This is a genomic window from Azospirillum sp. Marseille-Q6669 (assembly GCF_965111635.1).
The window spans coordinates 412,609-437,183 of the sequence record NZ_CBCOOP010000004.1; the positions used below are offsets into that span (position 1 = coordinate 412,609).

Consider the following 24,575-nt stretch of genomic DNA (forward strand, 5'->3'; position numbering starts at 1 on the left):
ATGAGCGACCAGATCATGACCATGTCTCATGCCGCCCCACGGCGCGGCGCCCCACCGGCTTGGCGCAAGCCGGTGCTGATGGGCGCCCCCATCGTCCTGCTCCTCACCGTCTTCCTGGTCTTTCCGGTCGGCCAGCTCCTGGCGCTCAGCGTCTACAACGGGCAGGGCTTCACGCTGGCGCCCTACCAGCAGCTCTTCTCGTCCAGCCTCTACGTCACCGTGCTGTGGATCACGCTGAAGATCTCGCTGGCGACGACGCTGGTCGCGGTGGCCGGGGCCTACCCCATCGCCTACCTGATCTCCGTCACCAAGGGGCCGGCGAAGAGCCGCCTGATCTTCTGGGTGCTGCTGGCCTTCTGGACCAGCTTCCTGGTGCGCGCCTTCGCCTGGGTCATCATCCTCGGCCGCAACGGCGTCATCAACGGCACGCTGATGTCGCTGGGGATCATCGACCGGCCGATCGACCTGCTCTACGGCTTCGGCTCGGTCTTGGTCGGCATGGTGCACGCCATGCTGCCGCTGGCGGTGATGACCATGCTGGCGGTGATGGAGAACATCGACCGCACCCTGCCCCGCGCCGCCAGCACGCTCGGCGCGCGCCCCGGCACCGCCTTCTGGACCGTCTATTTCCCGCTGTCACTGCCCGGCGTCGCCGCCGCGGCGATCATGGTCTTCGTGTCGGCCATCGGCTTCTTCATCGTGCCGGCCCTGCTCGGCGGGCGGCGCGAGACGATGATCACCCAGCTCATCATCGACCAGATCCAGCAGACGCTGAATTGGGGCCTCGCCGGCGCCATCTCGGTGCTGCTGCTGACGGTGGTGCTGGCGGTGTTCGTGCTCTACGACCGCGTCTTCGGCTTCGCGACGCTGACCGGCGAGACCGCGGGGGCCGTGCACAACCGTGACACCGCCATGCGACGCCTGGGCGGCCGGGTGCTCGGGCTGCTGGGTGCCGCGAGCGACGCCCTGCTCGGCCTGTTCCCGCGCCGCCGCCCGCGTGGCACCGGCGAGATGCCGTCGGCCACCCTGCGGACGCTGGTGTGGACCATGCTGGTGCTCGTCAGTCTGCCGGCCTTCCTGATGATTCCGCTGTCCTTCGGCAAGGCCGGGCTGGCCTGGCCGCCCACCGGCTTCTCGCTGCAATGGTACGAGCAGCTCTTCCAGTCGCCGCTGTGGATGCAGGCGCTGACCCGCTCGCTGGTGGTGGCCTTCGGCACCGGCCTGCTATCGATGGCGATCGGCGTGCCGGCGGCCTTCCTGATGGTGCGCAGCCGGATGCGGGGCAAGGGCGCGATGCTGGCCTTCATCCTGTCGCCGGTGATCGTGCCCCGCATGATCATCGCCGTCGGCATGTTCTACCTGTTCGCCCAGATGGGGCTGGTCGGCACCATCCTGGGTCTGGTGATCGGCCACACGGTCGTCGCCGTCCCCTATGTGGTGATGACGATGACGGCGGTGCTGCGCAACTACGACACCCGGCTCGACCTCGCGGCGCAGAGCCTGGGCGCCCGTCCGCTGGCCGCGCTGCGCCACGTCACCTTCCCGATCCTGGGGGCCGGCATGCTGTCGTCCTTCCTGTTCGCCTTCGCGACCTCCTTCGACGAGCTGACCATCTCACTGTTCTCGTCGGGCGGTCTCAGCGCCACCCTGCCCAAACAGTTCTGGGACGAGGTGACGCTGCAGGTCTCCCCCGTCATTGCAGCGGTTTCGACCGGACTGCTCGTCTTCGTCGCAGTGCTGATCTACGCCGCGGACCGGCTGCGCCGGCGCAGCCTGGCCTCCTGATCCGCACCGGAACCGACGCTCCACCTCTTCGCACTTCCAAGGATATATTATGCTCGACGCCACCAAACTCCGCGGCATTCTGCCCGCCACCCCGACGCCGGTGACCGCCGACGGCACCATCGACGTCGCGGCCTCCAAGGCGCTGTTCTCCTGGCTGAACCGCCAGGGGATCGACGGGGTGGTTCCGCTGGGCGGAACCGGCGAGTACGGCGCGCTGGCGCGGGCCGAGCGCAACCGCTTCGCCGCGCTGACGGTCGAGGCGATGGCCGGCAGGAAGCCGGTCATCGCCGGCGTCCTCGACACCGGCTATCACGATGCCCTGGCCGCGGGCCGCGACTTCGCGGCGGCCGGCGTGGACGGCCTGCTGGTCCTGACGCCCTACTACACCAACCCGACCCAGGCCGGCATCCGCGACTACTTCCTGCGCTACGCCGACGAGTCGCCGGTGCCGATCCTGATCTACGAGATCCCCTACCGCACCCGCATCGCCGTCGATCCGGAGGTCCTGCACGAGCTGTCGCGCCACGAGCGGATCGTCGGCATGAAGGCCTGCAACACCGACATGTACCATTTCCTGCGCACGATGGCCGGGCTGGACCCGTCCTTCGCCATGCTGAGCGGCGAGGACACGCTGTTCCCGCTGCATGTGGCCGCGGGCGCCAAGGGCGGCATCGTGGTGACGGCGAACCTCCTGCCGCGCGCCTGGCGCCTGGTCTTCGACCTCGCCTCGTCCGGCAAGACCGCCGAGGCGCTGGAGGTCCACCGCACCCTCATCCCGATGATGAACCTCGCCTTCGCCGAGACCAACCCCGGCCCGATGAAGTCGGTGATGGACCTCATCGGCGTGAAGGCCCCGGCGATGCTGCCGCCGCTGCGCGAGCCGCGGGCGGAACTGCGCGAGGCGCTGAAAAGCGAACTGTCGCGCCTCCTGACCACCTATGAAGGGCTGCCGGCCGCCGCGGTGGCCTGACCGGTAGCAACGCTTGCGCGTGGCATCCGGCGCGCCGGATGCTATGCGTAGGCGAACCATGCCGACGACGCGAGGACGAGCACCGATGAAGGCCGGAAAGACCACCAGGACGGGCGGCATGGCGGACGGCATGGCGGGCGGCGACGCCCAGCAGGCCGATGCCACACCGACCGTGAAGCCGAAGGCCGACCCTCGCGAGTCGTCGCTGTTCGTCGGCTCGACCGAGAAGACCTTCCAGATCCTGCACGCCTTCGACGGCCCGCACCGGCAGATGCCGCTGTCCGAGATCGCCAAGGCGGCGGGGCTGGACCGCAGCGCCGCCCAGCGGCTGGTCTACACGCTGGAGACGCTGGGCTATCTGCGGCGCGTCCACGGCACGCGCAACTACGCGCTCAGCCCGAAGCTGCTCCAGTTCTCCTACAACTACCTGCGGGCGAACGAACTGATCGAGAAGGCGTCGCCCTACCTGCTGGAGATCAGCCGCAGCGTCGGCGAGACCGCCAATCTGCAGGAGCTGGACGGCCACGAGATCGTCTTCGTCGCCCGCTTCCCCGGCCGGCACCTGGTGAACATCGACATCATGGTCGGCAGCCGGCTGCCCGCCTACTTCACCGCGTCGGGCACCGCCATCCTGTCGCGCCTGTCGGAGGAGGAGCGGGAGGAGATCCTGGCCCGCACCGATCTTCGCCCGCTCACCCCCTTCACCGTGAACGACCCCGGCCGCCTGCGCGCCCGCGTCCAGGAGGCGGCGGAAAAAGGCTACGCCGTGGTGACCAACGAGACGGTGATGGGCGACATCTCGGTCGCCGCCGCCATCACCGACGAGCATGGGCACGCGGTCGCCGGCCTGAACATCTCCGTCCCGACCACCCGCTGGACGCCGGAGTCAGCCGAGCAGGAACTCGCCCGGCATGTGCAGGTGGCGGCGACCTCCATTTCCGTCAACAAATTCGCCGGCTATCCGCGGTAGCGGCGTCACCGGTGTCCCTGGTCGGTGTGGGCGCAGCCGCCGTGCTCCAGCTGCACCGTGGCGTGCCGGATGCCGAACCGCTCCTCAAGGATCCGGTTGACGTCGCGCAGCACCCGGTTCCGGTCGGCGCCGTCCTCGACGACCGCGTGCAGGGTCAGCAGGAGACGCTCCGTGTTGAGCGACCAGACATGGACATGGTGGACGTCCGACACCCCGGCGACCTCGCCCAGGGCGGCGCCGACGCTGGCCGCGTCGATGCCCGGCGGGGTGCCTTCGAGGAGGATGTGCCCGGCCTCCCTGGTGATCCTCCAGGCGCTGCGCAGGATGAGCAGGGCGACCACCACCGAGAGGATCGGGTCGATGGGCATCCAGCCGGTCCACAGGATGATCAGAGCGGCGGCGATGGCGCCGACCGAGCCGAGAAGATCGCCGAGAACATGGATGGCGGCCCCGCGGACGTTGAGGTTCCCGTCCCCGCCGCGGCTCAGGATCCAGAAGGCGAGGATGTTGACCAGCAGCCCCAGCGTGGCGATGACCAGCATCTGGGGTCCCATCACCTCGACCGGATCGAAGAGGCGTCCGACCGCCTCGACGACGATCCACAGCGCGATGGCGAACAGGCTGATCCCGTTGGTGTAGGCGGCCACCACCTGGAAGCGGTGGTATCCGTAGGAGCGCAGCGGATCGGCCGGGCGGCGGCCCAGGCGGAAGGCGAACCAGGCGAGCGCCAGCGCCGCGAAGTCGGTCAGCATGTGCCCGGCGTCGGCGAGCAGCGCCAGCGAGCCTGAAACGATGCCGCCCACCACCTCGGCCAGCATGAAGCCGCCGGTCAGCAGCATCACCCAGAAGACCTTGCGCTCGCTGCTTTCGGTCACCGTCGGCATGTCGTGGCTGTGGCCCGCTTCGCCATGCCCGTGGTCATGCGTGTGACCGTGCCCATGATCGTGACTGTGATGATGTGCCATGTGTTCAGTCCGATGCCGTGTGTCAGTCCGTGGAACCGTTGAAGCGGGCACTGCGCCGAGTCATCAGGACGGCGGCAGGAGCGGCCGCAAGGCGTTCAAGAACGCCTCGTAGCTCAGCACCCCCTTGTGCGTCTTGCCGTCGATCACGAAGGACGGGGTCGAATCGATCTGGTGCTTTTCCGCACCGTCAAGGCGCGACTGAAGGATGGCGTCGCTGAGAGCCTGATCGTCCAGGCAAGCCTGGTAGGTCTCCTTCGGCAATCCCGCCAACAGGCCGTAGCGGGTCAGGCTTTCGCGCGGGTCCTTGGCGTGGGACCAGTCGCCCTGCTTGGCGAACAGCACCGACAGGATGGCGAAGTACCGTCCGGGCGGCACGCAGCGGGCCAGGACGGCGGCATCGAGAGCGGCCCGGTCCAGCGGGAAATCCCGGTAGACGATGCGGATCTTGCCGGTGTCGATCAGCTCCTTCTTCACCTGGGGCAGCACCTCGTTGTGGAAGGTGGCGCAGTGGTGGCAGGTGAGAGAGGCGTATTCGACGACCTCGACGGGCGCGTCGGGGCTGCCCAGAACACGCGGGGTGGTCGCCGTCGTGGGGACTTCCGGAGCCGGTGCGGCGGCCGGGGATTGCGCCAGGGCCAGGGGGGCGCCGGCCAGCAGGCCGATGGCGCCGAGCAGCGTCACCGCCCGGCGTCGGTTGAACGGAAGGACGGTCATTGTCGTTTTCTCCTCGCTGTTTGCCGGTGAAGCTTGCGCTCAGGACTGCTTGTCGGTCTGTCGTGGCCACAGCCCGGAGACCAGCAGCAGCCCGACGCCGCCGGTGATCCCGATGTCGGCGACGTTGAAGGTCGGCCAGTGCCACCCGAAGGCATGAAGGTCGATGAAGTCGGTGACGGCGCCCTGGCGCAGGCGATCCACGACGTTGCCCACCGCACCGCCCGCGATGGCGCCGAAGCTCGCCGCCTCGGCGCGGCTGTCCGAGCGGGCCGCCCACACCACCAGAACCGCGACGACGAGCAGCGCGGCCCCGGAGAGCAGCCAGGGACCGTAGGCGCTGTCGTTCTCCAGAAGCCCGAAACTGACGCCGGTGTTGAAACCGAGCACCAGATTCAGGAAGGGCGCCACCTCGATCAGCCGCGGCGGTTCCAGGAGCTGCTCCAGTGCCGCCCATTTGGTGAGCTGGTCGAGGACCAGAACGATGGCGCCGGTGGCACCCGCCAGTCTCAGGCCGGCGGACGGAGCCGCCCATGTCGTCTTCATGATTCCTTCCTTCCAAAGGCCGGCTGCGACGCCGGGAGGTGTCGGCCCTTGCGGCGGAGCAGGCGCAGCGCGTTGAGCGTGACGATGATGGTGGCGCCGGTGTCCGCCAGGATGGCCAGCCACAGGTCGGTGATCCCGAACAGGGTCGTCACCAGGAAAACCGCCTTCAGGCCGAGGGCGAAGGCGACGTTCTGATGGATGTTTGTCAGGGTCGCCCGCGACAGGGTGACCAGCTCGGCCACCCCCTCGACCCGGTTGCCCAGCAGGGCGGCGTCGGCGGTTTCCAGCGCGACGTCGGTGCCGCCGCCCATGGCGATGCCGACGTCGGCGGCGGCCAGGGCCGGACCGTCGTTGATGCCGTCGCCGATCATCGCGACCGTCCCCTGCCCCTTCAAGCCGGCGATCGCGCGCAGCTTGTCCTCCGGCAGCAGTTCGGCCTCGACCGCCAAGCCAAGCGTCCGGGCGACCGCCTGACCAGTGCGGCGGTTGTCGCCGGTCAGCATGACGCTGCGCACGCCCAGCCCGCGCAGGGCGGCGATGCCCCGGGCGGCGTCGGGCCGCGGCTCGTCGCGCAGCGCCAGGAGACCGATGGGCCGTCCGTCCGCCACGACCACGGCGACCGTCTTGCCCTCCTCCTCGAAGACGGCGACGGTGTCGGCGGGCAAGGCTCCGGCGCCGCCCCGTTCGACGGCGTGACGGGGGGAGCCGACCTCGATCAGGCGCCCGCCGACCACGGCCTGCACCGCCCGCCCCGGAACGGCCTTGCGGTCGCGCGCCGGGCGCAGCGGCACGCCGTCGGCCGCCGCGCGCTCCAGGATGGCGCGGGCCAGCGGGTGGGCCGAGCCGTTCTCGACGGTGGCGGCGAGGCCGAGCAGCGTGCGCTCGCTACCGTCGAGCGGCACGATGTCGGTGACGCGCGGCTGCCCCAGGGTCAGCGTGCCGGTCTTGTCGAAGGCGATGGTCCGCACCTTTCCGATCGCCTCCAGCGCGGCACCGCCCTTGATGAGCAGACCGCGCCGGGCGCCCGCCGCGATGCCGGAGGCGATGGCCGCCGGGGTGGAGAGGACCAGCGCGCAGGGACAGCCGATCAGCAGCAGCGCCAGTCCGCGGTAGATCCAGCTGTGCCAGTCTCCGCCGAAGGCCAGCGGCGGCACCAGGACGGTCAGGACCGACACGGCGATGACGGCGGGTGTGTAGCGGGCGCTGAACCGCTCGATCCAGCGCGCGGTGGGGGACTTGGCGGCTTGCGCCTCCTCCACAAGCTGGACGATGCGGGCGATGGTGTTGTCCGACGCCTTGCGGGTGACGCGGACGCGCAGCACCCCGGTGGCGTTGATCCCGCCCGCGAAGACCGGGGAGCCCACGGCCTTGGCGACGGGCATGGACTCGCCGGTCACCGGGGATTCGTCGATGTCGGACTCGCCCTCCTCCACCACACCGTCGGCGGACACGCGGTCGCCGGGTCGGACGAGCACGAGCTGCCCGACCTCCAGCCGCTCCACCGGCACCGCGCGGGCGCTCTCCCCCTCGATCAGCAGCGCGGTTCGCGGGACCAGCGCCGACAGCGTCCGGATGCCCGACCGGGCGGTTCCGGCGGCGACACCCTCCAGCAACTCGCCGATGGCGAAGAGCAGGACGACCACCGCAGCCTCCTCCGCCTCGCCGATGGCGAGCGCGCCCAGGGTCGCCACCGACATCAGCATTTCGATGCTGAAGGGCGAACCGGAGCGGGCAAGCCGGACGGCGCGGCGCCCGAAGACGGCCAGCCCGAACAGGGCGGCGGGCAGCGGCGCGTGATCCGCCACGCCCGGCGCCAGCCAGGACAGCAGATAACCGCCCCCGACCAGCAGCGCGATCAGGATGGCGATGCGGCCCCGGCCGGTCTGCCACCAGCGGGGCTCCCGCCGGGCGACGGAATCGAACGCTTCGCCGCCGCCCTCGGCAATGTGGATCGCGTCGGCGGGCTCCACCCCGAAGCCGAGCCCGCGGATCGTCGCCTCGACCGTCGCGCGCGGCGTCGCCGCCTCGTCCAGCGTCAGCCGCAGAATTTGCGAATGGTGGTTGAGCCCGACGCCGGACGCCCCCGGCAGACGGCGCAACGCGGTTTCGATCTTGCCGACGCAGCTCGGGCAATCCATGCCCGCCACCTTGTAGCGCAAGGCCTGCCCGGTGACTGCCGGGGCGGCCTCCATCGTCTCGTCCTGCATGTTCCACTCCGACCGGCGATATGAGGGGCCGCGGTGGGGAAGGACGCGCGGCTGCCTGTCGTGCGCCATCCTGGACCCTGGAGTCACTACAGGGTCAAGAGAGTTTTTTCTTGGTGGGGACAGCGCCGGGATCGTCCGCATGTTGACGGAGGGAGTCTTCCTCCGCCGTCACGGCGCCATGACGTCGGACGCTACCGTGGCGGTGGTTGCGATCGCTTCCTGCGGTTCAGCTCCTCGCGGAAGACCGTCGCCAGATCCTCGATCCGGTAGGGCTTGGACAACACCGGCAGGCCCTCCAGCCCGGCTTGGTTCTCGCTGTAGCCGGTGGTCAGAACCACCGCCAGGTCGGGCAGCAGGGCGCGCGCCGCCCGTGCCAAGGCGATGCCGTCGACGTCGCCCGGCATCACCACGTCGCTGAACAGCAGATCCGTCTCCTCCCCCGCCTGCAAGCGGCGCAAGGCCTCCTCCCCGTTGGCGGCCCGCGTGACCCGGTAGCCCAGATTCTCCAGCGCGGCCGTGATGACCGGAGCCACAACGGGATCGTCCTCGACCAGCAGGACGCGGGCGCCGCCGCCGTCCACCACGGACCGCCGCGTGGTCCTATCCTCCGCCTGAACCGCCTCGGCGCGCGGCAGCAGCAGGGCCACCGTGGTGCCCTTTCCCACGGTGCTCTCCACCGTGGCGGTCCCGCCCGACTGCCGGCAGAAGCCATAGACCTGGGCCAGACCGAGCCCGGTGCCCTGGCCCACCGCCTTGGTCGTGAAGAAGGGCTCGAACACGCGCCCAAGCGACTCCGGCGCGATGCCATGGCCGCTGTCCTGGACCCACACCCGCACAAAGTCCCCATGCAGGCCATGCTCGCCCGAGAGCGGGAGGTTGCCGGCGCCGATCACCACCCGTCCGGCCGCCGGAATGGCGTCGCGCGAATTGGTCGCGAGGTTCAGCACCGCCAGCTCGAACTGCACCGGGTCGGCCATGGCCGGCCACAATCCATCCTCCAGGTCGAATTCCAGCTGGATGTCGGCGCGCAGCGCGCGGTCCAGGAAAACGCGCATGCCGAGCAGCCTATCGCGCACGTCGAAGGCTTCCGGCTGCAGGCTCTGACGGCGCGAGAAGGCCATCAGCTGGCGGATCAGGCTGGCTCCACGGTCGACCGCCTGCCGGCCGGCGTCGAGGATCTTCCGGACCCCGGCGACCTCGCCGGCGCGCCGATCGATCAGGTGGAGGCAGCCTGACATCGCCTGCAGCAGATTGTTGAAATCGTGCGCCATGCCGCCGGTCAATTGTCCGACCGCTTCCATTTTCTGTGACTGGTGAAGCTGCTCCTCGACACGGCGCTGTTCGGTCACGTCGCGTCCCGTCGCCGAAAAGCCACCCTCCAGCGCCGCCACCGACCAGTCGATCAGCCGCTCGGCGCCGTCGGCGGCGCGCATCCGCACCTCGACGTTCGTGACGGTCTCGCCGATGCCCATCGTCGCGTGCACGCGCTGGAACATGCCGTGGTCGTCGGGATGGACAAAGTCGGTGAGGGGGACACGGGCCGTCATGCCCTCGGGATGGCCGAAGGCCCGGTTCCAGGCCGGGTTGGACAGCGTGACGCATCCCGTTCGATCGGTGATCACGATGAGATCGCGGGAGCTGTGCCACAGCTGGTCGCGTTCGGCGATGGCGGCATCGATGCGCTGCTCCAGCGTGTCGTTCAGCCGCCGCAGCGCCTGGGCGGCCTCGGCCTTGCTCATCGCGGCCCAAGTGCGGTCCGTCACCCCGCGGACGAAGGCGATCTCCTCCTCGCTCCACACGCGCGGCGAATCGTGATGGAGGAAGAAGACGCCCGTCAGCCCGCCTTCCTCCATCAGCGGCACGTTCAGCAGGGCGCGGACGCCAAGCGCCAGAAAGGTGCCGCAATCACCGGCGGTGCGCGGGTCGACGGTGATGTCGGCGATGGCGACGACCTCTCCACGCTTCAGATCCTCGATGCAGGAGCCGTAATCGGCGAAGCGGTGGCGGCCGGCCGTGCTCACGACCTCCGGAGAGCGGCACCAGTCGCGCTCGACCGTGATCACGGAACGGGAGGGGTCGGTGGTCCCATAGCCGGTGCGCAGCAACTCCATCGTCCGGCCGGCGATTTCGGCGGCGGCGGCGGCGATGCCGGCCGACTCGTCGAGCAGGCGCAGGCGGTCGCCGAGTTGGAGAAGAGCGGCCTGATAACGCTCGTTGATCTTGCGCCTGTGGATGTTCAACAGGACTCCGGGAAAGCGCAGGGGGCGACCGGCGTCGTCCTGGGTGACGTGACCGTTGGCCTCGATCCATCGATAGGCGCCGTCGAACTGGCGCACGCGGTATTCCGCGCTGTACGGCCCTCCATCGCGCAGCGCCCGGGCGATCAGCGCCTGGACCTGGGGTTCGTCGTCGGGATGGATCGACCGAACGACGTCGGCGAGCCGCAGGCCGCGCTCCATCGCCGCCGGGTCGAGGGAGAAGGTGCGGGCGAAGCGGGCGTCGCCGGTGAAACGATCCTCCACCAGATCCCACACCCAGGTGCCGAGGACCGCGTCGGCGTCGAGAGCGAGCCGGATGCGCTCGTCCGCCCGCCGCCTCGCTTCCTCCGCCCGTTTGCGTTCAGTGATGTCCATGACCTGGACATAGATGCCGTCGACGGCGCCATCGGCGGTGCGCCGCGGCAGATAGTGGATGTGGCAGTCCCGCCGCTCCCCGTCCCGGTTCGGCAGAAAGCCCTCATACTCGACCACCTCGCCGCCGAATGCGCGCTCCATCTGGGCGAAGCGGGCTTGATAGGCGGCCTCGCCGATCAGATCGCGCGCGTGCATGCCGACCAGACGCTCACGCGGCACGCCGAACCACGCCTCGTAGAAGCGGTTGGCGAAGCGATAGCGGTGGTCGGGACCGACGATGGCAACCAGAAGGGGCAGGGCGTCGGCGAGCAGGCGCAATTCGGTGGCCGCCGCGCTGGCCGCATCCTCGGCCAACCGCTGGCCGGTGCGGTCACGGAACACCTTCACATAGCCGATGTGCTCGCCCCGGGTGTTGAGAAGGGGCGTCATCTCTCCCTGCGCGAAGAAGCGGCCGCCCTTGCGCGTGTGCCACCGCTCATCGGTGGCGTGGCCGTGGGTGCGCGCCAAGGTCATTTCGCGTTCGGGCTGCCCGGCGGCCCGGTCCTCGGCGGTGAAGAACAGCGTGCCGGCGTCCTGGCCGAGCGCCTCCTCCGCGCTCCAGCCCAGACTGTGGGCCGCACCGGGATTCCAACCGGTGATGCGGCCCTCCAGATCGGTCGTGACGATGGCATGCTCGCTGGCGCTCTGCACGACGGCGAGCGCCTGATCCGCTTCGAATGGCGCGGAAACGCCGGGGGACAGCCCCAGCCGCGCGCGCAGCATCGCGGCTTCGGCCTGCAAGCGCTCGATGTCCGCCTCGATGGCTCTCAGGGCTTCGATGCCCGCCGCCCGATCCGTCACGCACTCGCCCCTTATCATTCCATCGATGCACGGCACGGCTCCGGAGCATCCGGAACCGGCCGCGACGAGCCTGCCTCAACCAAACCAGCCAGAGAAAAAGTCGGCGCGGTTCATACCATGGAATCCCGGATGGGGAGAATGCCAGGCCTTGCTGGACACCGCAGCAGCGTCCATTTCGCAAGTGCGAGATGCTGAAGAACGCAAACAGCTAACGGGAGGGTGATGCTGATGTCTCGATCCGCGGTTTCCGGCCCAGAGCCGAGCGCCGTCAAGGCGCCGCCATCCCGCCGCCGCCAGGAAGGGCCCCGGATCGTGCTCGTCCTGGGCGGAGGCAACGCGCTCGGCGCCTATCACGCCGGAGCTTACGAACAGCTGCACAGCCGTGGCGTCCAGCCGGACTGGATCATCGGCGCCTCCATCGGCGCGATCACCGGAGCGATCCTGGCCGGGAATCCCCACGAGCGGCGCCTCGAACGCCTTCGCCAGTTCTGGCGGGAGGCGACCCTCCACACCTCCGGGCTGCTGCCCCACAGCCATGCGAAGGCCCGGCAGGTCTACAACGGCGCCCATGCCGTCATGGCCACGCTCTTCGGACGGCCGAGCATCTTCCGGCACCGCTTCCCCGGCTTGTGGTCGGTGCTGCCCTGGGTGCCCAACGACGTGGCGCTCTACGATCAGTCGCCGTTGCGGGACACCCTTGAGCGCCTGATCGACTTCGACCTGCTCAACCGCGCCGAGGTCCGCTTTTCCGCTGGCTGCATCGACATCGAAACCGGAGACGAGGTTTACTTCGACAGCAGCCGGGACGAGATCCGGCCCGAACACATCATGGCGAGCGCCGCCATCACCCCGGCCTTTCCGCCGGTGGAGATCGGCGGCCGCCTGTTCTGCGATCCCGGCTACACCAACAATCTGCCGCTCGACCTGCCCTTCACGGAACCGCTCGACCGGAACATCCTCTGCTTCGCGGTCGAGCTTTTCAGCTTGCGCAGCGCCCGGCCGGCCTCGCTGGACGCCGTTCTGGAGCGCACCAACGACCTGCTGTTCGCCAGCCACGCCCGCCGGAGCGTGCAGGCGCTGCAGAGGGAGTTCGCCTTGCGCGAGAGGATCGAGCCGGAGGGAGCGACCGCCACGCTGATCCACATGGCCTATCAGGCGGCGAGCCACGAGCTTGCGGCCAAGGGTTTCGACTTCTCACCATCGTCCATCGCGGACCGCTGGGCCGCTGGGCGGAGGGATATGGACAGTGGGTTGGCCCTGCTGGACGGCGCCAGGAAAGACACCCACCGCTTCCGGTACGCCGCTGTGGATTCAGAGGTGGCGCTCGCCGCTGCGGAAGGCGGTGCGGCGGAAGGCGGTGCGGCGCCCTGACGCCGGATCGAGACGGCACCGCGCCGCAAGAGGACGCTCACCCCCAGCCTTGATCGTTCCAACGCCACGCAGCGGCACAGACCACTCGCCCGTCGACAATTGGGCGGTTCGATTTCGCACGCGAATGACCTTGCTAATGCCTGATGCATCAGGCATTGTGCGCGTCATCAACCTTTTGGGTCCGGCACAGAACCGTGACCCTGAAAAATGCGGATCGGAGGAGCGCCCCTATGAACGTCGATAAACTGTCCATCGTCCTGACGGTCGCCGTGGTGGCGCTGTTCGCCGCCGTCCCGGCCAAGGCGCTGACCGCGGAGCGCACCATGCGCCTCTCGGCCGCCGTCGCCCAGGACCACCCCTTCGCCGCCGGGGTTTCGGCGCTGACCGCCTGCGCGGCTGAGAAGTCCGGCGGGAAAATGAAGATCCAGAGCTTCTGGAACGCCGCGCTGGGCAGCGACATGCAGGCCGTGCAGCTCGTGCGCGGCGGCTCGCTGGACATGGTGGTGGCCTCCACCTCGCCGCTCGCCTCGCTGGTGCCGGCCATGGGTGTCTTCGACCTGCCCTTCCTGTTCGAGAACGAGAAGGAGGCCGACCGCATCCTCGACGGCGCCGTCGGCCAGCAGCTGTCCGAAAAGCTCCAGGGCGTCGGGCTGGTCAATCTCGCCTATTGGGAGAACGGGTTCCGCAACCTCACCAACTCCCGCCGGCCCATCCAGAAATGGGAGGATCTGGGCGGCACCAAGATCCGCGTGATGCAGAATCCGGTGTTCATGGACACCTTCTCCACGCTGGGCGCCAACGCCGTCCCGATGGCCTTCAGCGAGCTGTTCACGGCGCTGGAGACCCGCGCGGTCGACGGGCAGGAGAACCCCTACGCCAACATCGAGACCGGCAAGTTCTACGAGGCGCAGAAGTACCTGTCGGTCACCAACCACGCCTACACGCCGGCGGTGATCCTCTACTCCAAGAAGATCTGGGACGGCCTGTCGTCGGCCGAGCGGGACGTGCTCCAGTCCTGCGCCGCGGTGGCCCGCACCGAGGAGCGCCGGGTGAACCGCGAGCAGTCGGAAAAGTCGCTGGCCCGCCTGAAGGACCTCGGAATGCAGGTGAACGAGCTGTCCGCCGAGGAGCGCAAGCGCATGCTCCAGAAGGTGGCGCCGGTCTACGAGAAGCACGCCGCGACCATCGGCGCCGACACGATGACCCTGCTGCAGTCCGAACTCGGCCAGCTGCGCAAGGCCAACCCGTAACGCACGTCCTGTGCTCCGCGGGCGGGCCGCGAGTCCGCCCGCCGGTCCGCGCGCCCGTCCGACGCCCGATCTCCCCGTGGGAACCCCGATGCTCATCAAAAAGATCGACACCTTCATCCTGAAGACTCCGCTGAACGCGAAGACCTTCTACTCCTCCCAGGCGGCGTTTCCGGAGCGCAACAGCCTGCTGGTCCGCATCACCACAGACGACGGTCTGGTCGGCTGGGGCGAGGGCGGGCAGTACGGCCCGGCGGAGCCGCCGGAAAGCTGCATCATCGACGTGCTGGCCCCCCGGCTGATCGGCCGAAGCGCCGACCAGCCGGTGCGGGTCTTCGAGGATCTCTATTCCTTCTGCCGCGACTTCGGCCAGAAGGGCACCTACATCGAGGCGCTGAGCGCCATCGACATCGCCCTGTGGGACCTGTGGGGCAAGTCGCTGAACCGGCCGGTGCACGCGCTGATGGGCGGCGCCTTCCGCGACAAGGTCGCGGCCTACGGCACCGGCTGCTACTACCCGGATTATTTCCGCGACACGCCGCGCATGATGGCGGCGCTGGCCGAGGAGGTGCAGCGCTACCGCGAGGCTGGGCTGCCGGCGATCAAGATCAAGATCGGCCTGCTGCCGATCGCCCAGGACATCGAGCGGGTGGCGCTGGTCCGCGACGTGCTGGGACCCGACACCCTGATCATGGTCGACGCCAACCACGCCTACAACACGGCGGGCGCCATCCGGATCGGGCGGGCGTTGGAACAATTCGACGTCCGCTGGTTCGAGGAGCCGGTGCCGCCGGAGGACCGCGAGGGCTACCGCCGCGTGCGCGATTCCATCGACGTGCCCATCGCGGGCGGCGAGTGCGAATACACCCGCTACGGCTTCCGCGAACTGCTGGCCGGGGGCTGCATCGACATCGCCCAGCCGGACCTCTGCTGCGCCGGCGGCTTCACCGAATGGCAGAAGATCCTGGCCCTGACCACCGCCCACGGCGTGATGACCGTCCCGCACATCTGGGGATCCGGCATCGCCCTGGCCGCGGCGCTCCAGGCGCTGGCGACGGCGCCGCTGGTTCCCTACACGGCGCTCGGCGTGCCGTTGCAGAACGAGCCGATGGTGGAATTCGACCGCACCCACAACCCGCTGCGCGACGACCTGCTGACCGACAACTTCACGCTGGCGGACGGGTGCCTCGCCGTGCCCGGCGGGCCGGGTTTGGGCGTGGAGGTCGATCCCGACCAGCTCGCCCGCTACACCGTGCGGTCGCGCAGCGCGTGACCGGGTTGGAGACGTCCCGCCGGAGATCCGTGATGTGGAACGGCACCCTCTTCTTCAGAGTTCTCGACGGCATCCTGGTGGTGTGCATCGCCGCGATGCTGGTCATGGTGTTCGGCAACGTCGTGCTGCGCGCCGTCTTCAACAGCGGCATCGACGTGTCGGAGGAGCTTCCCCGCTTCCTGTTCGTGTGGATGACCTTCATCGGCGCCGTGATCGGCTTCCGTGAGGGCGCGCATTTCGGCGTGGATGCCCTGGTCCGCCTGCTGCCGCGCGCCGGCAAGAGGGTCTGCTGGGCGATCAATCAGGTCATCATGCTGGTCTGCTGCGCGGTCATCGTCCAGGGCACGCTGCTCCAGCACGATCTGAACGCGACGAACCACGCCCCGGTGACCGGCCTGTCGATGATCTGGGTCTTCGGCGTCACCTACCTGACCGGCGGGGTGATCGGGCTGATGTGCATCGTGAACCTGGTCCGGCTGGCGCTCGGCAAGGTCGGCGACGACGAGCTGATCCAGGTCGAGGAGGAGGGCATGGGCGAGGTGGACCCGAACCGGCTCAAAGGACCCGGCACATTGCCCGGCACCCTGTCCGGCCCGCTCGCAAGCCCGAACACGCTGAAGGAAACGGCGCCGTGACCATCTTCATCTTCGTCGGCAGCCTGCTGGGCGCGATGGCGCTGGGGCTGCCCGTCGCCTTCGCGCTGATCGTCTCCGGCCTCGCTTTGATGGCCTTCATGGGAATGCTCGACCCCCAGATCGTCGTTCAGAACATGTGGGACGGCGCCAACAGCTTTCCGCTGCTGGCCGTGCCCTTCTTCATGCTGGCTGGCGAGTTCATGAACGCCGGCGGCATGTCCCGGCGCATCATCGCCATGGCCATGGCCTGGGTCGGCCATCTGCGCGGCGGGCTGGGCTTCGTCGCGGTGTTCGCGGCGATCCTGATGGCCTCGCTGTCCGGCTCCGCGGTGGCGGACACCGCGGCGCTCGCCTCCATCCTGCTGCCGATGATGCGGCAGGCGGGCTACGACATCCACCGCTCCGGCGGGCTGATCGCGGCGGGCGGCATCATCGCGCCGGTCATCCCGCCGTCGATCGGCATGATCCTGTACGGCGTCGCCGGACAGGTCTCCATCACCAAGCTGTTCCTGGCCGGCATCGTGCCGGGAATCATGATGGGGGTGGCGCTTCTGGTCACCTGGTGGTGGCTGGCCCGGCGCGAGATCCTGACCACGCCGCCCAAGGTGCCGCTGCGCGAGCGGCTGCGGCTGACCGCCGACGCCTTCTGGGCGATGCTGCTTCCGGTGGTCATCATCGGCGGGCTGAAGACCGGTGTCTTCACGCCGACCGAGGCGGCGGTGGTCGCCGCAGTCTACGCCATGTTCGTCGGGCTGGTCATCTACCGCGAGCTGAAAATCGCCGACCTGTACGGGCTGATGCTGTCGGCGGCCAAGACGACGGCGGTGGTGATGTTCCTGGTGGCGGCGGCGGGCATCTCCGCCTGGCTGATCACCGCGTCCAACATCCCGGCCCAGCTCGCCGATCTGCTGGCCCCGGTGATGGACAACCGGCTTCTGCTGATGGTCGCGCTGATGGTCATCGTGCTGATCGTCGGCACCGCGCTGGACTTCGCGCCGACCATCCTGCTGATGGTCCCGGTGCTGATGCCGATCATCAAGCAGGCCGGCATCGACCCGGTCTATTTCGGTGTCCTCTTCATCATAAATAATGCGATCGGCCTCATCACCCCGCCGGTCGGCACGGTGCTGAATGTGGTCTGCGGCGTCGGGCGCATGTCGATGTCGAACCTGATGAAGGGCGTCGGCCCCTTCCTTCTGGCGCAGACCGCCGTGCTGTTCCTGCTGGTGCTGTTCCCGGAGTTGGTGATGGCGCCGCTCGCCTGGTTCACGGCACGGTGACGGCCCCCGATGCCGCAGCGACGTGAAGGCGGGTTTGAAGGCGGGGGAGGCGCGGTGTTAAAATGTCGGACCTGACGCGGCGCCTCCGTCTGCGGCGATTCACTGAGGAACGGTCTTCCATGCTCGACGGCAGCGGTCCCCTCGACACGGCCTCCATCGGCGAGCAGGTCACCGAGCGGCTGAGGAGCGAGATCATCTCCGGCCGGCTGGCGCCGGGGTCGCGGCTGATGCTGGACCAGTACAAGGCGCTGTGGAACATCAGCATCACGCCGCTGCGCGACGCCGCCAAGCGGCTGGAGGCGGACGGGCTGGTCCACATCTACCCGCGACGCGGCATCTTCGTGGCGGAGATCGACCGCAACGCCCTGATGGAGGTGTTCCAGCTCCGCATCGCCCTGGAGCCGCTGGTGACGGAGCTGGCCACCCCCCACGCTCCGGAGGCGGAGGTGGAGGCGATGACCGAAGCCTACATCGCCGCCGGCCGGCCCGGCCCGGAGGAGGAGCGGCAGGCCCGCCTGCAGGAGGTGGACGAGGTCATCCACGACTTCGTGCTCGCCCACTGCCCGAACCAGCGGCTGGCCCGCATCATGGCGACGCTGCGGGATTCGGTGGCCTGGTGCCGGAACGCGGTGATCGAGAAGGTGCCGAACGCCTTCGACCCCTCGCTGGAGGAGCACATCGCCATCTGCAAGGCGCTGCGCGCCAAGGACGCCGAGGCGGCGGCGGCGGCGATGCGCGACCACCTGATCGCCACCCGCGACCGCACGTTGAAGGCCATGGAAGGTCGCTCATAGACGATAGCAGGGCCGCCGATCATTGCGAATGATACGCATTCTAACTATAATGCGCTGTCATGCACCGGCCATGGCGTGGCCAAGCCGGTTGTCTGTGGAGGAACGGGGCTGGCCATGCCCGATCAGCATCGCACGAAGGCACCGGTTCCTGGCTTGGTGGCGCATGGTTGACGCCGCCAAGCCGACGCTCGACGCCGTTTTCATCGGACACCGTGGGGCTCTTGTCCGGCTGTTGTCCCGCATGGTCGGCAGCGCCGCCACCGCTGAGGATCTGGCACAGGAGGCCTATCTCAAGGTGCGGGCGGCGGAACGCGACCGGCCGGTGGAGTATCCGGCGCCCTTCCTGTTCCAGACGGCGCGCAATCTGGCCCTCGACCATTTGCGGCGGGAGCGCCGGAACGCCGTCGTCGTGACTCAGGACATCACCGCCGAAGGCATGGAGGCGGTCGCCGCCCCCCTGCCCTCCCCGGAAACCGAGGCCGGCGACCGCCAGCGGCTGGCCCGCATGGAGACCGCGTTGGCGGCTTTGAGCGAGCGGCAGCGCCGCATCCTTCTGCTGAACCGGATGGAGGGTTTGTCCCACGCGCAGATCGCCGAACGGCTCGACGTCTCGGTCAGCACGGTGCAGAAGGACCTGAAGACCGCCCTGCTCGCGTGCCTGGAGGTTTTTGCCCGGCTTGATCGTGAAGGCCGGCCCGATCGTGAAGGGTTGCGGGTTTCCGCCGGCTCGAACGTCTTACAAGGTGAAAGACCGTGACGGCACCACACGCGGGTCCCATGCCTGACGACACCGACCCCTCCCTGCCGCTGGAGCAGGCGCTCGACTGGTTCATCCGTCTGCAGGCGGAGGACGCGGACGAGGAGTGCCGCCAAGCCTGCGCCGCCTGGTGCGCCGCCGACCCCCGCAACGCCCGCGCCTGGGACCTGGCGCAGGCCATGTGGGTCTCGCCCCTCCTGACCGACGCGCTGGCGTCAACCGCAACTCCGGACGTCGCGCCGGAACCCCACGCACCGGCGTCCAAACCGCCGGAAACGGTTCGGTGGCCCACCGCCGGAGCGCCAGCCCGCGACCGAACGCGATCGCGCGCCCGGCCCCGCCATCCGGTGCGACGTCGCACAATGGCGTGGGCGGCGGCGGTGATGGTGGCGGTCGGGCTGGGTTGGGCCGCCGACCTGCCGCTGCGCCTGCAGGCCGACCATCGCACCGCGACCGGCGTTCAGGAGCGTGTGATGCTGGCCGACGGATCGCAGGTGCTGATGGACACCGGGACGGCGCTGGCCACCGACATCGTGGGCAGCGAGCGGCAGACCCGGTTGCTGCGCGGGGCCGCCTTCTTCGAGGTGACGCCCGACCCCGCCCGTCCCTTCCGGGTCTCCGCCGGTTCCGCCGTCGTGACCGTGGTCGGCACCGCCTTCGCCGTCCGTTATCTGGACGACCGGGTGACGGTGACGGTGCGCCACGGCACCGTGGACGTGGCGCGTCCCGACGGTCTCCCCGTCCGCCTGCGCGCGGGCGAGGAGGTGGTGGTCACCGCGTCGGGCATCGGCGCGGGGCATCCCGCCGACCTGTCGGCGGCGCTCGGCTGGGTCGATGGCCGGCTGGTCTTCGAGGACCGGCCCCTGGGGGAGGTTCTGGAAGAGCTGGACCGCTATTATCCGGGCCTGATCGTGGTTCCCGACTCCCTCGCCGACCGGCGGATCACCGGGAATTACCGGCTGGACGATCCGGTGCGGACGGCGACGGCCCTGGCCGGGCTGGTGCGGGCCGAGACCCTGCGGCTGTCCGACGCCCTGCTGATCCTGCGCCCGCGCCCCTGATCCGCCGGTTTTCCCCTCCACCCGCGCCAAGCCCCGTAAAAAATTTCCGCTTTTCGCGATCCCCGAACGTCAGGTCGACACGGCTTTTAGGAATGCGTCGCATTTGCAATTGGCGGCGCCGGTCCGGCCGGTTGAGACGTCGCGATCATGGGGAAAGCGTTACGATGGGTGCGGGGATCATGGATAAGGGTGCACGGGGGCGTCGGGGGACGGCCCTGCTGCGGGCGGTGCTGCTGTCGTCGGCGATGGCCGCTGTGGGCACGGCGGGGGGCGGCGTCATGGCGGCGCCGGCCAAGACCGCCGAACAGGTGGCTCAGGCGGCGGGACAGACCGCCGGGCAGCGGTTCGACATCGCTCCGCAGGGGCTGGTCACGGCCCTCAACGCCTTCAGCACGGTCAGCGGCTGGGAGGTCGGCTTCCCGGCCGAGGTGGCGCGCGGCCTGTCCTCGCCCGGCGTGTCGGGCACCATGAGCGCCGACGAGGCGCTTCGCCGCCTGCTGTCCGGCACCGGCGTGTCGTACCAGATGACCGGCCCCGGCCGCGCCGTGCTGTCGCGGCCGCAAACCGGCGGGGTGGTGCTGGACCCGGTGACCGTCGAGGGCACGCGCGAGCGGGCGACCGGCCCGGTCATGGGCTACGCCGCCCGCCAGAGCGCCACCGCCACCAAGACCGACACGCCGATCCTGGAAACGCCGCAGTCGATCTCCGTCGTCACCCGCGACCAGATGGACGCCCAGGCGGTGCGGAGTCTGGCCGACGTCCTGAACTACACCTCCGGCGTCACCACCGCCCGCAACGGCGGCTCCTCCTCCTTCGGCGGCGACGGCATCTCGGTGCGCGGCTTCGGCGGCAACGGCACCACCGGTGTGTCCTTCAACGAATATCTCGACGGGCTGCGGTTGAAGGGCAGCGGCTTCCTGACCTCCGGCATCGACCCGTACCTGTTCGAGCGGGTCGAGGTGCTGAAGGGCCCGGCCTCGGTGCTGTTCGGCCAGACCAGCCCCGGCGGTCTGGTCAACATGGTGACCAAGCAGCCCTCCCCCGACGCCCGGCATGAAATCCTGCTGCAGGCGGGCAACCAGGGCCGCAAGCAGGCCGCGCTGGACATCGGCGGCGACGTGACCGGCGACGGAAGGCTCTCCTACCGGTTCGCCGGCGTCGCGCTGGACACCGACACCCAGACCGACATTGCGGAGCGCCGCCGGCTGGCCGCCGCCCCGACCGTGACCATCCGGCCGACCGACGACACCAGCCTGACCCTGATCGGCCTCTACCAGCGCGACAATTACGACGATTCGCCGCTGAACTACCTGCCAGCCCAGGGCACCGTGCTGCCCAACCCCAACGGCACGCTGCCGACCAGGCTCTTCACGGGCGATCCCAACTTCAACACCTGGGACCGCAAGACCATGAGCGTCGGCTATCGCTTCGAACACCGGTTCGACGAGCGCTGGACGGTGCGGCAGAACGCCCGCTACCTGCACAACGACCTCGACCTCAAGCAGGTCTACGCGTCCGGCCTGCTGCCCGACCTGCGCACCACGCGGCGCACCACCTTCTCGGCCCGCGAGCGCGCCCACGACCTGACTGTCGACAACCAGCTCCAGGTGTCCGTCGACACCGGCCCGCTGCGCCACACCGTGCTAGCCGGCGTCGACCACCAGCGGCTGCGGAGCGACACGCTGCGTGGGCAGGCGGCGGCGCCGAACCTCGACTTGTTCAACCCGGTCTACGGGCTGCCAATCGCCACCCCGCCGATCTACCAGAGCACCGCCACCCGCATCACCCAGACCGGCATCTACGCCCAGGACCAGATCAAGTGGGGCGGGCTCGCTGTCCTGCTGGGCGGGCGCAAGGACTGGGCCGAGACGCAGCAGCGCAACCGGCTGAACCAGGGGCGGACGTCGCAGCAGGACGACGCCTTCACCGGCCGCGTCGGCGCGCTCTACCTGTTCGACAATGGCTTGGCGCCCTACGCCAGCTATTCGGAATCCTTCGAGCCGACCTCTGGCAGCGATTTCCACGGCAACCCGTTCGAGCCGACCACCGGCCAGCAGTACGAGGCCGGGCTGAAATACGAGCCGCCGGGCTCCGGCAGCCTGTTCACCCTGTCGGCCTTCACCATCACCCAGCAGAACGTCACCACGCCCGATCCGCTGCACACCAACTACAACATCCAGACCGGCGAGGTCCGCTCCCGCGGCTTCGAGGCAGAGGCGCGCGTCAGCCTCGCCGCCGGGCTGAACGCGGTGGCCAGCTACACCTTCCTCGACGCCGAGGTGACGAAGAGCAACGGCGCCGACCGCGGCAAGCGGCCGGTCGCCGTGCCGACCCATTCGGCCTCGGCCTGGGGCGACTACACGGTGCAGGACGGCCCGCTGGCCGGTCTTGGCGGCGGCGTCGGCCTGCGCTACGTCGGCTTCACCTACGGCGATCCGGCCAACAGCTTCAAGGTGCCGTCCCACACGCTGGTCGACGCCGCCCTGCGCTACGACCTGTCCTATCTGAGCCCGCAACTCCAGGGCGTGCAGGCGGCGATCAACGCCAACAACCTCTTCGACAAGGAGTATGTCGCGGCCTGCTCGCGGGCGACCAACTGCTACTACGGCCTGCGCCGCACCGTCATCGGCTCGCTGAAGTATTCCTGGTGACGCGAAGCAGAGAGATCGCGCTGCGGGTCGTGACCGCCGTCGTCGGCGGCTACGCCCTGGCGGCGGGAACGGCGGCGGCGCTGTCCCTGGCGCTGCCGGCCGTGCAGGACCGGGCGGAGGCGGTGCTGACCGCCACCATGGCGGCGCTGCTGCCCTGCGTCCTGACCGTGGTGATGGTCTTCGCCGCGGCCAGCGCCCTGCGCGCCCTGGCCTGGACCGTCAGCCTGACGGCGGCGGTCTGGGCGGCGGTCTCACTGTTGAGAAGCATGACGGGAACCGGGGTATGAACGGCAGTTTTCGCCTGTCGATGACGTGGCTGCACAATTGGGGCGGGCTGGTGGTCGGCTGGCTGCTGTTCTGCGTCTTCCTGACCGGAACCACCGCCTACGCCCGCTTCGAGATCACCCGCTGGATGCAGCCCGAGCGGGTCGAGGCGACCAACAGCCCCGACGCCGCGGCGGCGGCGATCGCCAGCCTGTGGCGCGAGGCTCCGCAGGCCCGCCGCTGGCTGATCACGCTGCCCGACGAGCGGCGGACCGCGACCCAGGTCTACGTCTACAACCCGCCGGGGATACAGCCCGCCTTCCGCAAGCTGGCGCTGGAGCCGGCGGACGGGCGCCCCTTGCAGGCGCGGGCGACCTTCGGTGGCGATTTCCTCTATTACTTCCACTTCGACCTGCGCGTTCCCGGCTTGGTGGGACGCTATCTGATCGGCGCCGCCGGGGTGGCCCTGCTGGTGGCGCTGATCACCGGATTCGTCATCCACCGGCGGGTCTTCTGGGATTTCTTCGCCTTCCGCCCCGGACGGTCGCGCACGCGGCTGTGGATGGACGTCCACAACGCCCTGGGCATCATCGTGCTGCCCTACCACGCGCTGATCACCGTGACCGGGCTGGTGCCGCTGATGCTGCTCTACATGCCCTGGGGCCTGCAAGCGGCCTTCGGTGACCGGCCGGCCGCCTTCAACACCGCCGTTTACGCCGAGCCGCCGCCGGCGGCCGCCGCGGGGCGGGCCGCCCCCCTGACCGCCATCGCGCCGCTGCTGGCGGAGGCGGCGCAGCGCTGGGACGGCGGGCGGCCGGGATGGATCGTCATCGACAACCCGGGCGACGCCGCCGCCACCATTCTTCTCAAGCGCACCGACTCCGACCGGGTGGTGATCACGCCGGAAGCCATCCTGTTCGACGGCACGACCGGCGTGGTGCGCGAGGTCTGGGACGGGACGGGCGGAGCCGCCGCAACGCGGGCCGGCGCCTATGGCCTGCACATGATGCGCTTCGCCGACACGCCGCTGCGGCTGGCGATGATCCTGTGCGGGCTGGCCGGCACCGCGATGATCGGCACCGGGCAGGTCTACTGGATCATCAAGCGGCGCAAGCGGGAGGCGACCCCGTCCTTCGGGCTGCGTCTGGCCGACGGCGCCAATCTGGCGGTGATGGTCGGGCTGCCCATCGCCATCGCCGCCTATTTCTGGGCCAACCGGCTGCTGCCCGCCGGGCTGGCCGGGCGGGAGACCTTCGAGGCCCTCGCCTTCTTCGCCGCGTGGTTTCTCACGGCCCTGCACCCGGCGCTGCGCGGCGTCCAGCGCGCCTGGGGCGAGCAGTTGGCGGCGGCGGCTCTGCTGTGGGCCGCCCTGCCGCTGATGAACGCCCTGACCAGCAACGCCCATCTCGGGGTGACGCTGGCGCGCGGGCTGTGGGGCGTGGCCGGCATCGACCTGACCGCCCTGGCGACGGGCACCCTGTTCGCGCTGCTGGCCCGGCGCCGTTTCCGCGCGGCACCCCGGGGCGTCGACCGCCCACAGGGCGCGCTGGCACGGCGTGGTCTCTGAGCCTCACCTTGGGATGATGATCGCCGGACGGCGTGGCGATTGAGCGCG

The 24,575-nt window shown here is 69.5% G+C and carries 19 protein-coding genes; 14 read left to right on the forward strand and 5 right to left on the reverse strand.

Annotation, left to right across the window (positions count from 1 at the left end):
* The 3 genes from ACWPXE_RS23365 to ACWPXE_RS23375 all read left to right on the forward strand — a co-directional run bounded on the left by ACWPXE_RS23365 (position 1) and on the right by ACWPXE_RS23375 (position 3,725).
* A complete protein-coding gene (locus ACWPXE_RS23365) occupies positions 1-1,785 on the forward strand; it encodes an ABC transporter permease subunit (protein ID WP_454019729.1) in 1,785 nt (594 codons plus the stop codon).
* A gap of 49 nt (positions 1,786-1,834) precedes the next feature.
* Positions 1,835-2,755 (forward strand): 4-hydroxy-tetrahydrodipicolinate synthase, encoded by a 921-nt coding sequence (dapA, locus tag ACWPXE_RS23370; protein WP_454019730.1) that lies wholly within the window; start codon positions 1,835-1,837, stop codon positions 2,753-2,755.
* A gap of 85 nt (positions 2,756-2,840) precedes the next feature.
* Positions 2,841-3,725 (forward strand): IclR family transcriptional regulator, encoded by an 885-nt coding sequence (locus ACWPXE_RS23375; RefSeq protein WP_454019731.1) that lies wholly within the window; start codon positions 2,841-2,843, stop codon positions 3,723-3,725.
* Between the two features lie 5 nt (positions 3,726-3,730).
* Here ACWPXE_RS23375 and ACWPXE_RS23380 read toward each other — a convergent pair whose 3' ends face one another.
* From ACWPXE_RS23380 to ACWPXE_RS23400, 5 genes are all read right to left on the reverse strand, one after another.
* The gene (locus tag ACWPXE_RS23380; protein WP_454019732.1) at positions 3,731-4,690 is read right to left on the reverse strand and encodes a cation diffusion facilitator family transporter; all 960 of its coding nucleotides are present in this window, start codon (positions 4,688-4,690) and stop codon (positions 3,731-3,733) included.
* Positions 4,691-4,753: 63 nt separating this feature from the next.
* On the reverse strand, positions 4,754-5,404 hold the full coding sequence (locus ACWPXE_RS23385; RefSeq protein ID WP_454019733.1) for a DsbA family protein: 651 nt from the start codon (positions 5,402-5,404) through the stop codon (positions 4,754-4,756).
* 39 nt (positions 5,405-5,443) lie between these two features.
* Positions 5,444-5,947 (reverse strand): signal peptidase II, encoded by a 504-nt coding sequence (lspA, locus tag ACWPXE_RS23390; protein WP_454019734.1) that lies wholly within the window; start codon positions 5,945-5,947, stop codon positions 5,444-5,446.
* Positions 5,944-8,154 carry a heavy metal translocating P-type ATPase gene (locus ACWPXE_RS23395; protein WP_454019735.1) on the reverse strand — a complete coding sequence of 737 codons (2,211 nt, stop codon included), beginning with the start codon at positions 8,152-8,154 and terminating at the stop codon, positions 5,944-5,946. Before ACWPXE_RS23395 ends, lspA begins: the two co-directional genes overlap by 4 nt.
* 191 nt (positions 8,155-8,345) lie before the next feature.
* On the reverse strand, positions 8,346-11,627 hold the full coding sequence (locus tag ACWPXE_RS23400) for a PAS domain S-box protein (RefSeq protein ID WP_454019736.1): 3,282 nt from the start codon (positions 11,625-11,627) through the stop codon (positions 8,346-8,348).
* 228 nt (positions 11,628-11,855) lie between these two features.
* Here ACWPXE_RS23400 and ACWPXE_RS23405 point away from each other — a divergent pair, with 228 nt between their 5' ends.
* From ACWPXE_RS23405 to ACWPXE_RS23455, 11 genes are all read left to right on the forward strand, one after another.
* Complete coding sequence (locus tag ACWPXE_RS23405; protein WP_454019737.1) at positions 11,856-12,998, forward strand: patatin-like phospholipase family protein; 1,143 nt, start codon at positions 11,856-11,858, stop codon at positions 12,996-12,998.
* A 230-nt stretch (positions 12,999-13,228) separates the two neighbouring features.
* Positions 13,229-14,248 carry a TRAP transporter substrate-binding protein gene (locus ACWPXE_RS23410; RefSeq protein WP_454019738.1) on the forward strand — a complete coding sequence of 340 codons (1,020 nt, stop codon included), beginning with the start codon at positions 13,229-13,231 and terminating at the stop codon, positions 14,246-14,248.
* 88 nt (positions 14,249-14,336) lie between these two features.
* A complete protein-coding gene (locus ACWPXE_RS23415; protein WP_454019739.1) occupies positions 14,337-15,518 on the forward strand; it encodes a mandelate racemase/muconate lactonizing enzyme family protein in 1,182 nt (393 codons plus the stop codon).
* A gap of 32 nt (positions 15,519-15,550) precedes the next feature.
* The gene (locus ACWPXE_RS23420; RefSeq protein WP_454019740.1) at positions 15,551-16,153 is read left to right on the forward strand and encodes a TRAP transporter small permease; all 603 of its coding nucleotides are present in this window, start codon (positions 15,551-15,553) and stop codon (positions 16,151-16,153) included.
* Entirely contained in the window at positions 16,150-17,433 is a 1,284-nt protein-coding gene (locus ACWPXE_RS23425) for a TRAP transporter large permease (RefSeq protein ID WP_454019741.1), read from the forward strand. The genes ACWPXE_RS23420 and ACWPXE_RS23425 overlap by 4 nt, the downstream gene beginning before the upstream one ends.
* Before the next feature lie 119 nt (positions 17,434-17,552).
* Entirely contained in the window at positions 17,553-18,227 is a 675-nt protein-coding gene (locus ACWPXE_RS23430; protein ID WP_454019742.1) for a GntR family transcriptional regulator, read from the forward strand.
* Positions 18,228-18,390: 163 nt separating this feature from the next.
* Positions 18,391-18,984 carry an RNA polymerase sigma factor gene (locus ACWPXE_RS23435; RefSeq protein ID WP_454019743.1) on the forward strand — a complete coding sequence of 198 codons (594 nt, stop codon included), beginning with the start codon at positions 18,391-18,393 and terminating at the stop codon, positions 18,982-18,984.
* Positions 18,985-19,004: 20 nt separating this feature from the next.
* Positions 19,005-20,045, forward strand: coding sequence for a FecR family protein (locus tag ACWPXE_RS23440; RefSeq protein WP_454019744.1), 1,041 nt, complete (start codon positions 19,005-19,007; stop codon positions 20,043-20,045).
* Positions 20,046-20,224: 179 nt separating this feature from the next.
* On the forward strand, positions 20,225-22,696 hold the full coding sequence (locus ACWPXE_RS23445; protein WP_454019745.1) for a TonB-dependent siderophore receptor: 2,472 nt from the start codon (positions 20,225-20,227) through the stop codon (positions 22,694-22,696).
* The gene (locus ACWPXE_RS23450; RefSeq protein WP_454019746.1) at positions 22,693-22,983 is read left to right on the forward strand and encodes a hypothetical protein; all 291 of its coding nucleotides are present in this window, start codon (positions 22,693-22,695) and stop codon (positions 22,981-22,983) included. The genes ACWPXE_RS23445 and ACWPXE_RS23450 overlap by 4 nt, the downstream gene beginning before the upstream one ends.
* Complete coding sequence (locus ACWPXE_RS23455) at positions 22,980-24,527, forward strand: PepSY-associated TM helix domain-containing protein (RefSeq protein ID WP_454019747.1); 1,548 nt, start codon at positions 22,980-22,982, stop codon at positions 24,525-24,527. The genes ACWPXE_RS23450 and ACWPXE_RS23455 overlap by 4 nt, the downstream gene beginning before the upstream one ends.
* The last annotated feature ends 48 nt before the right edge of the window (positions 24,528-24,575 follow it).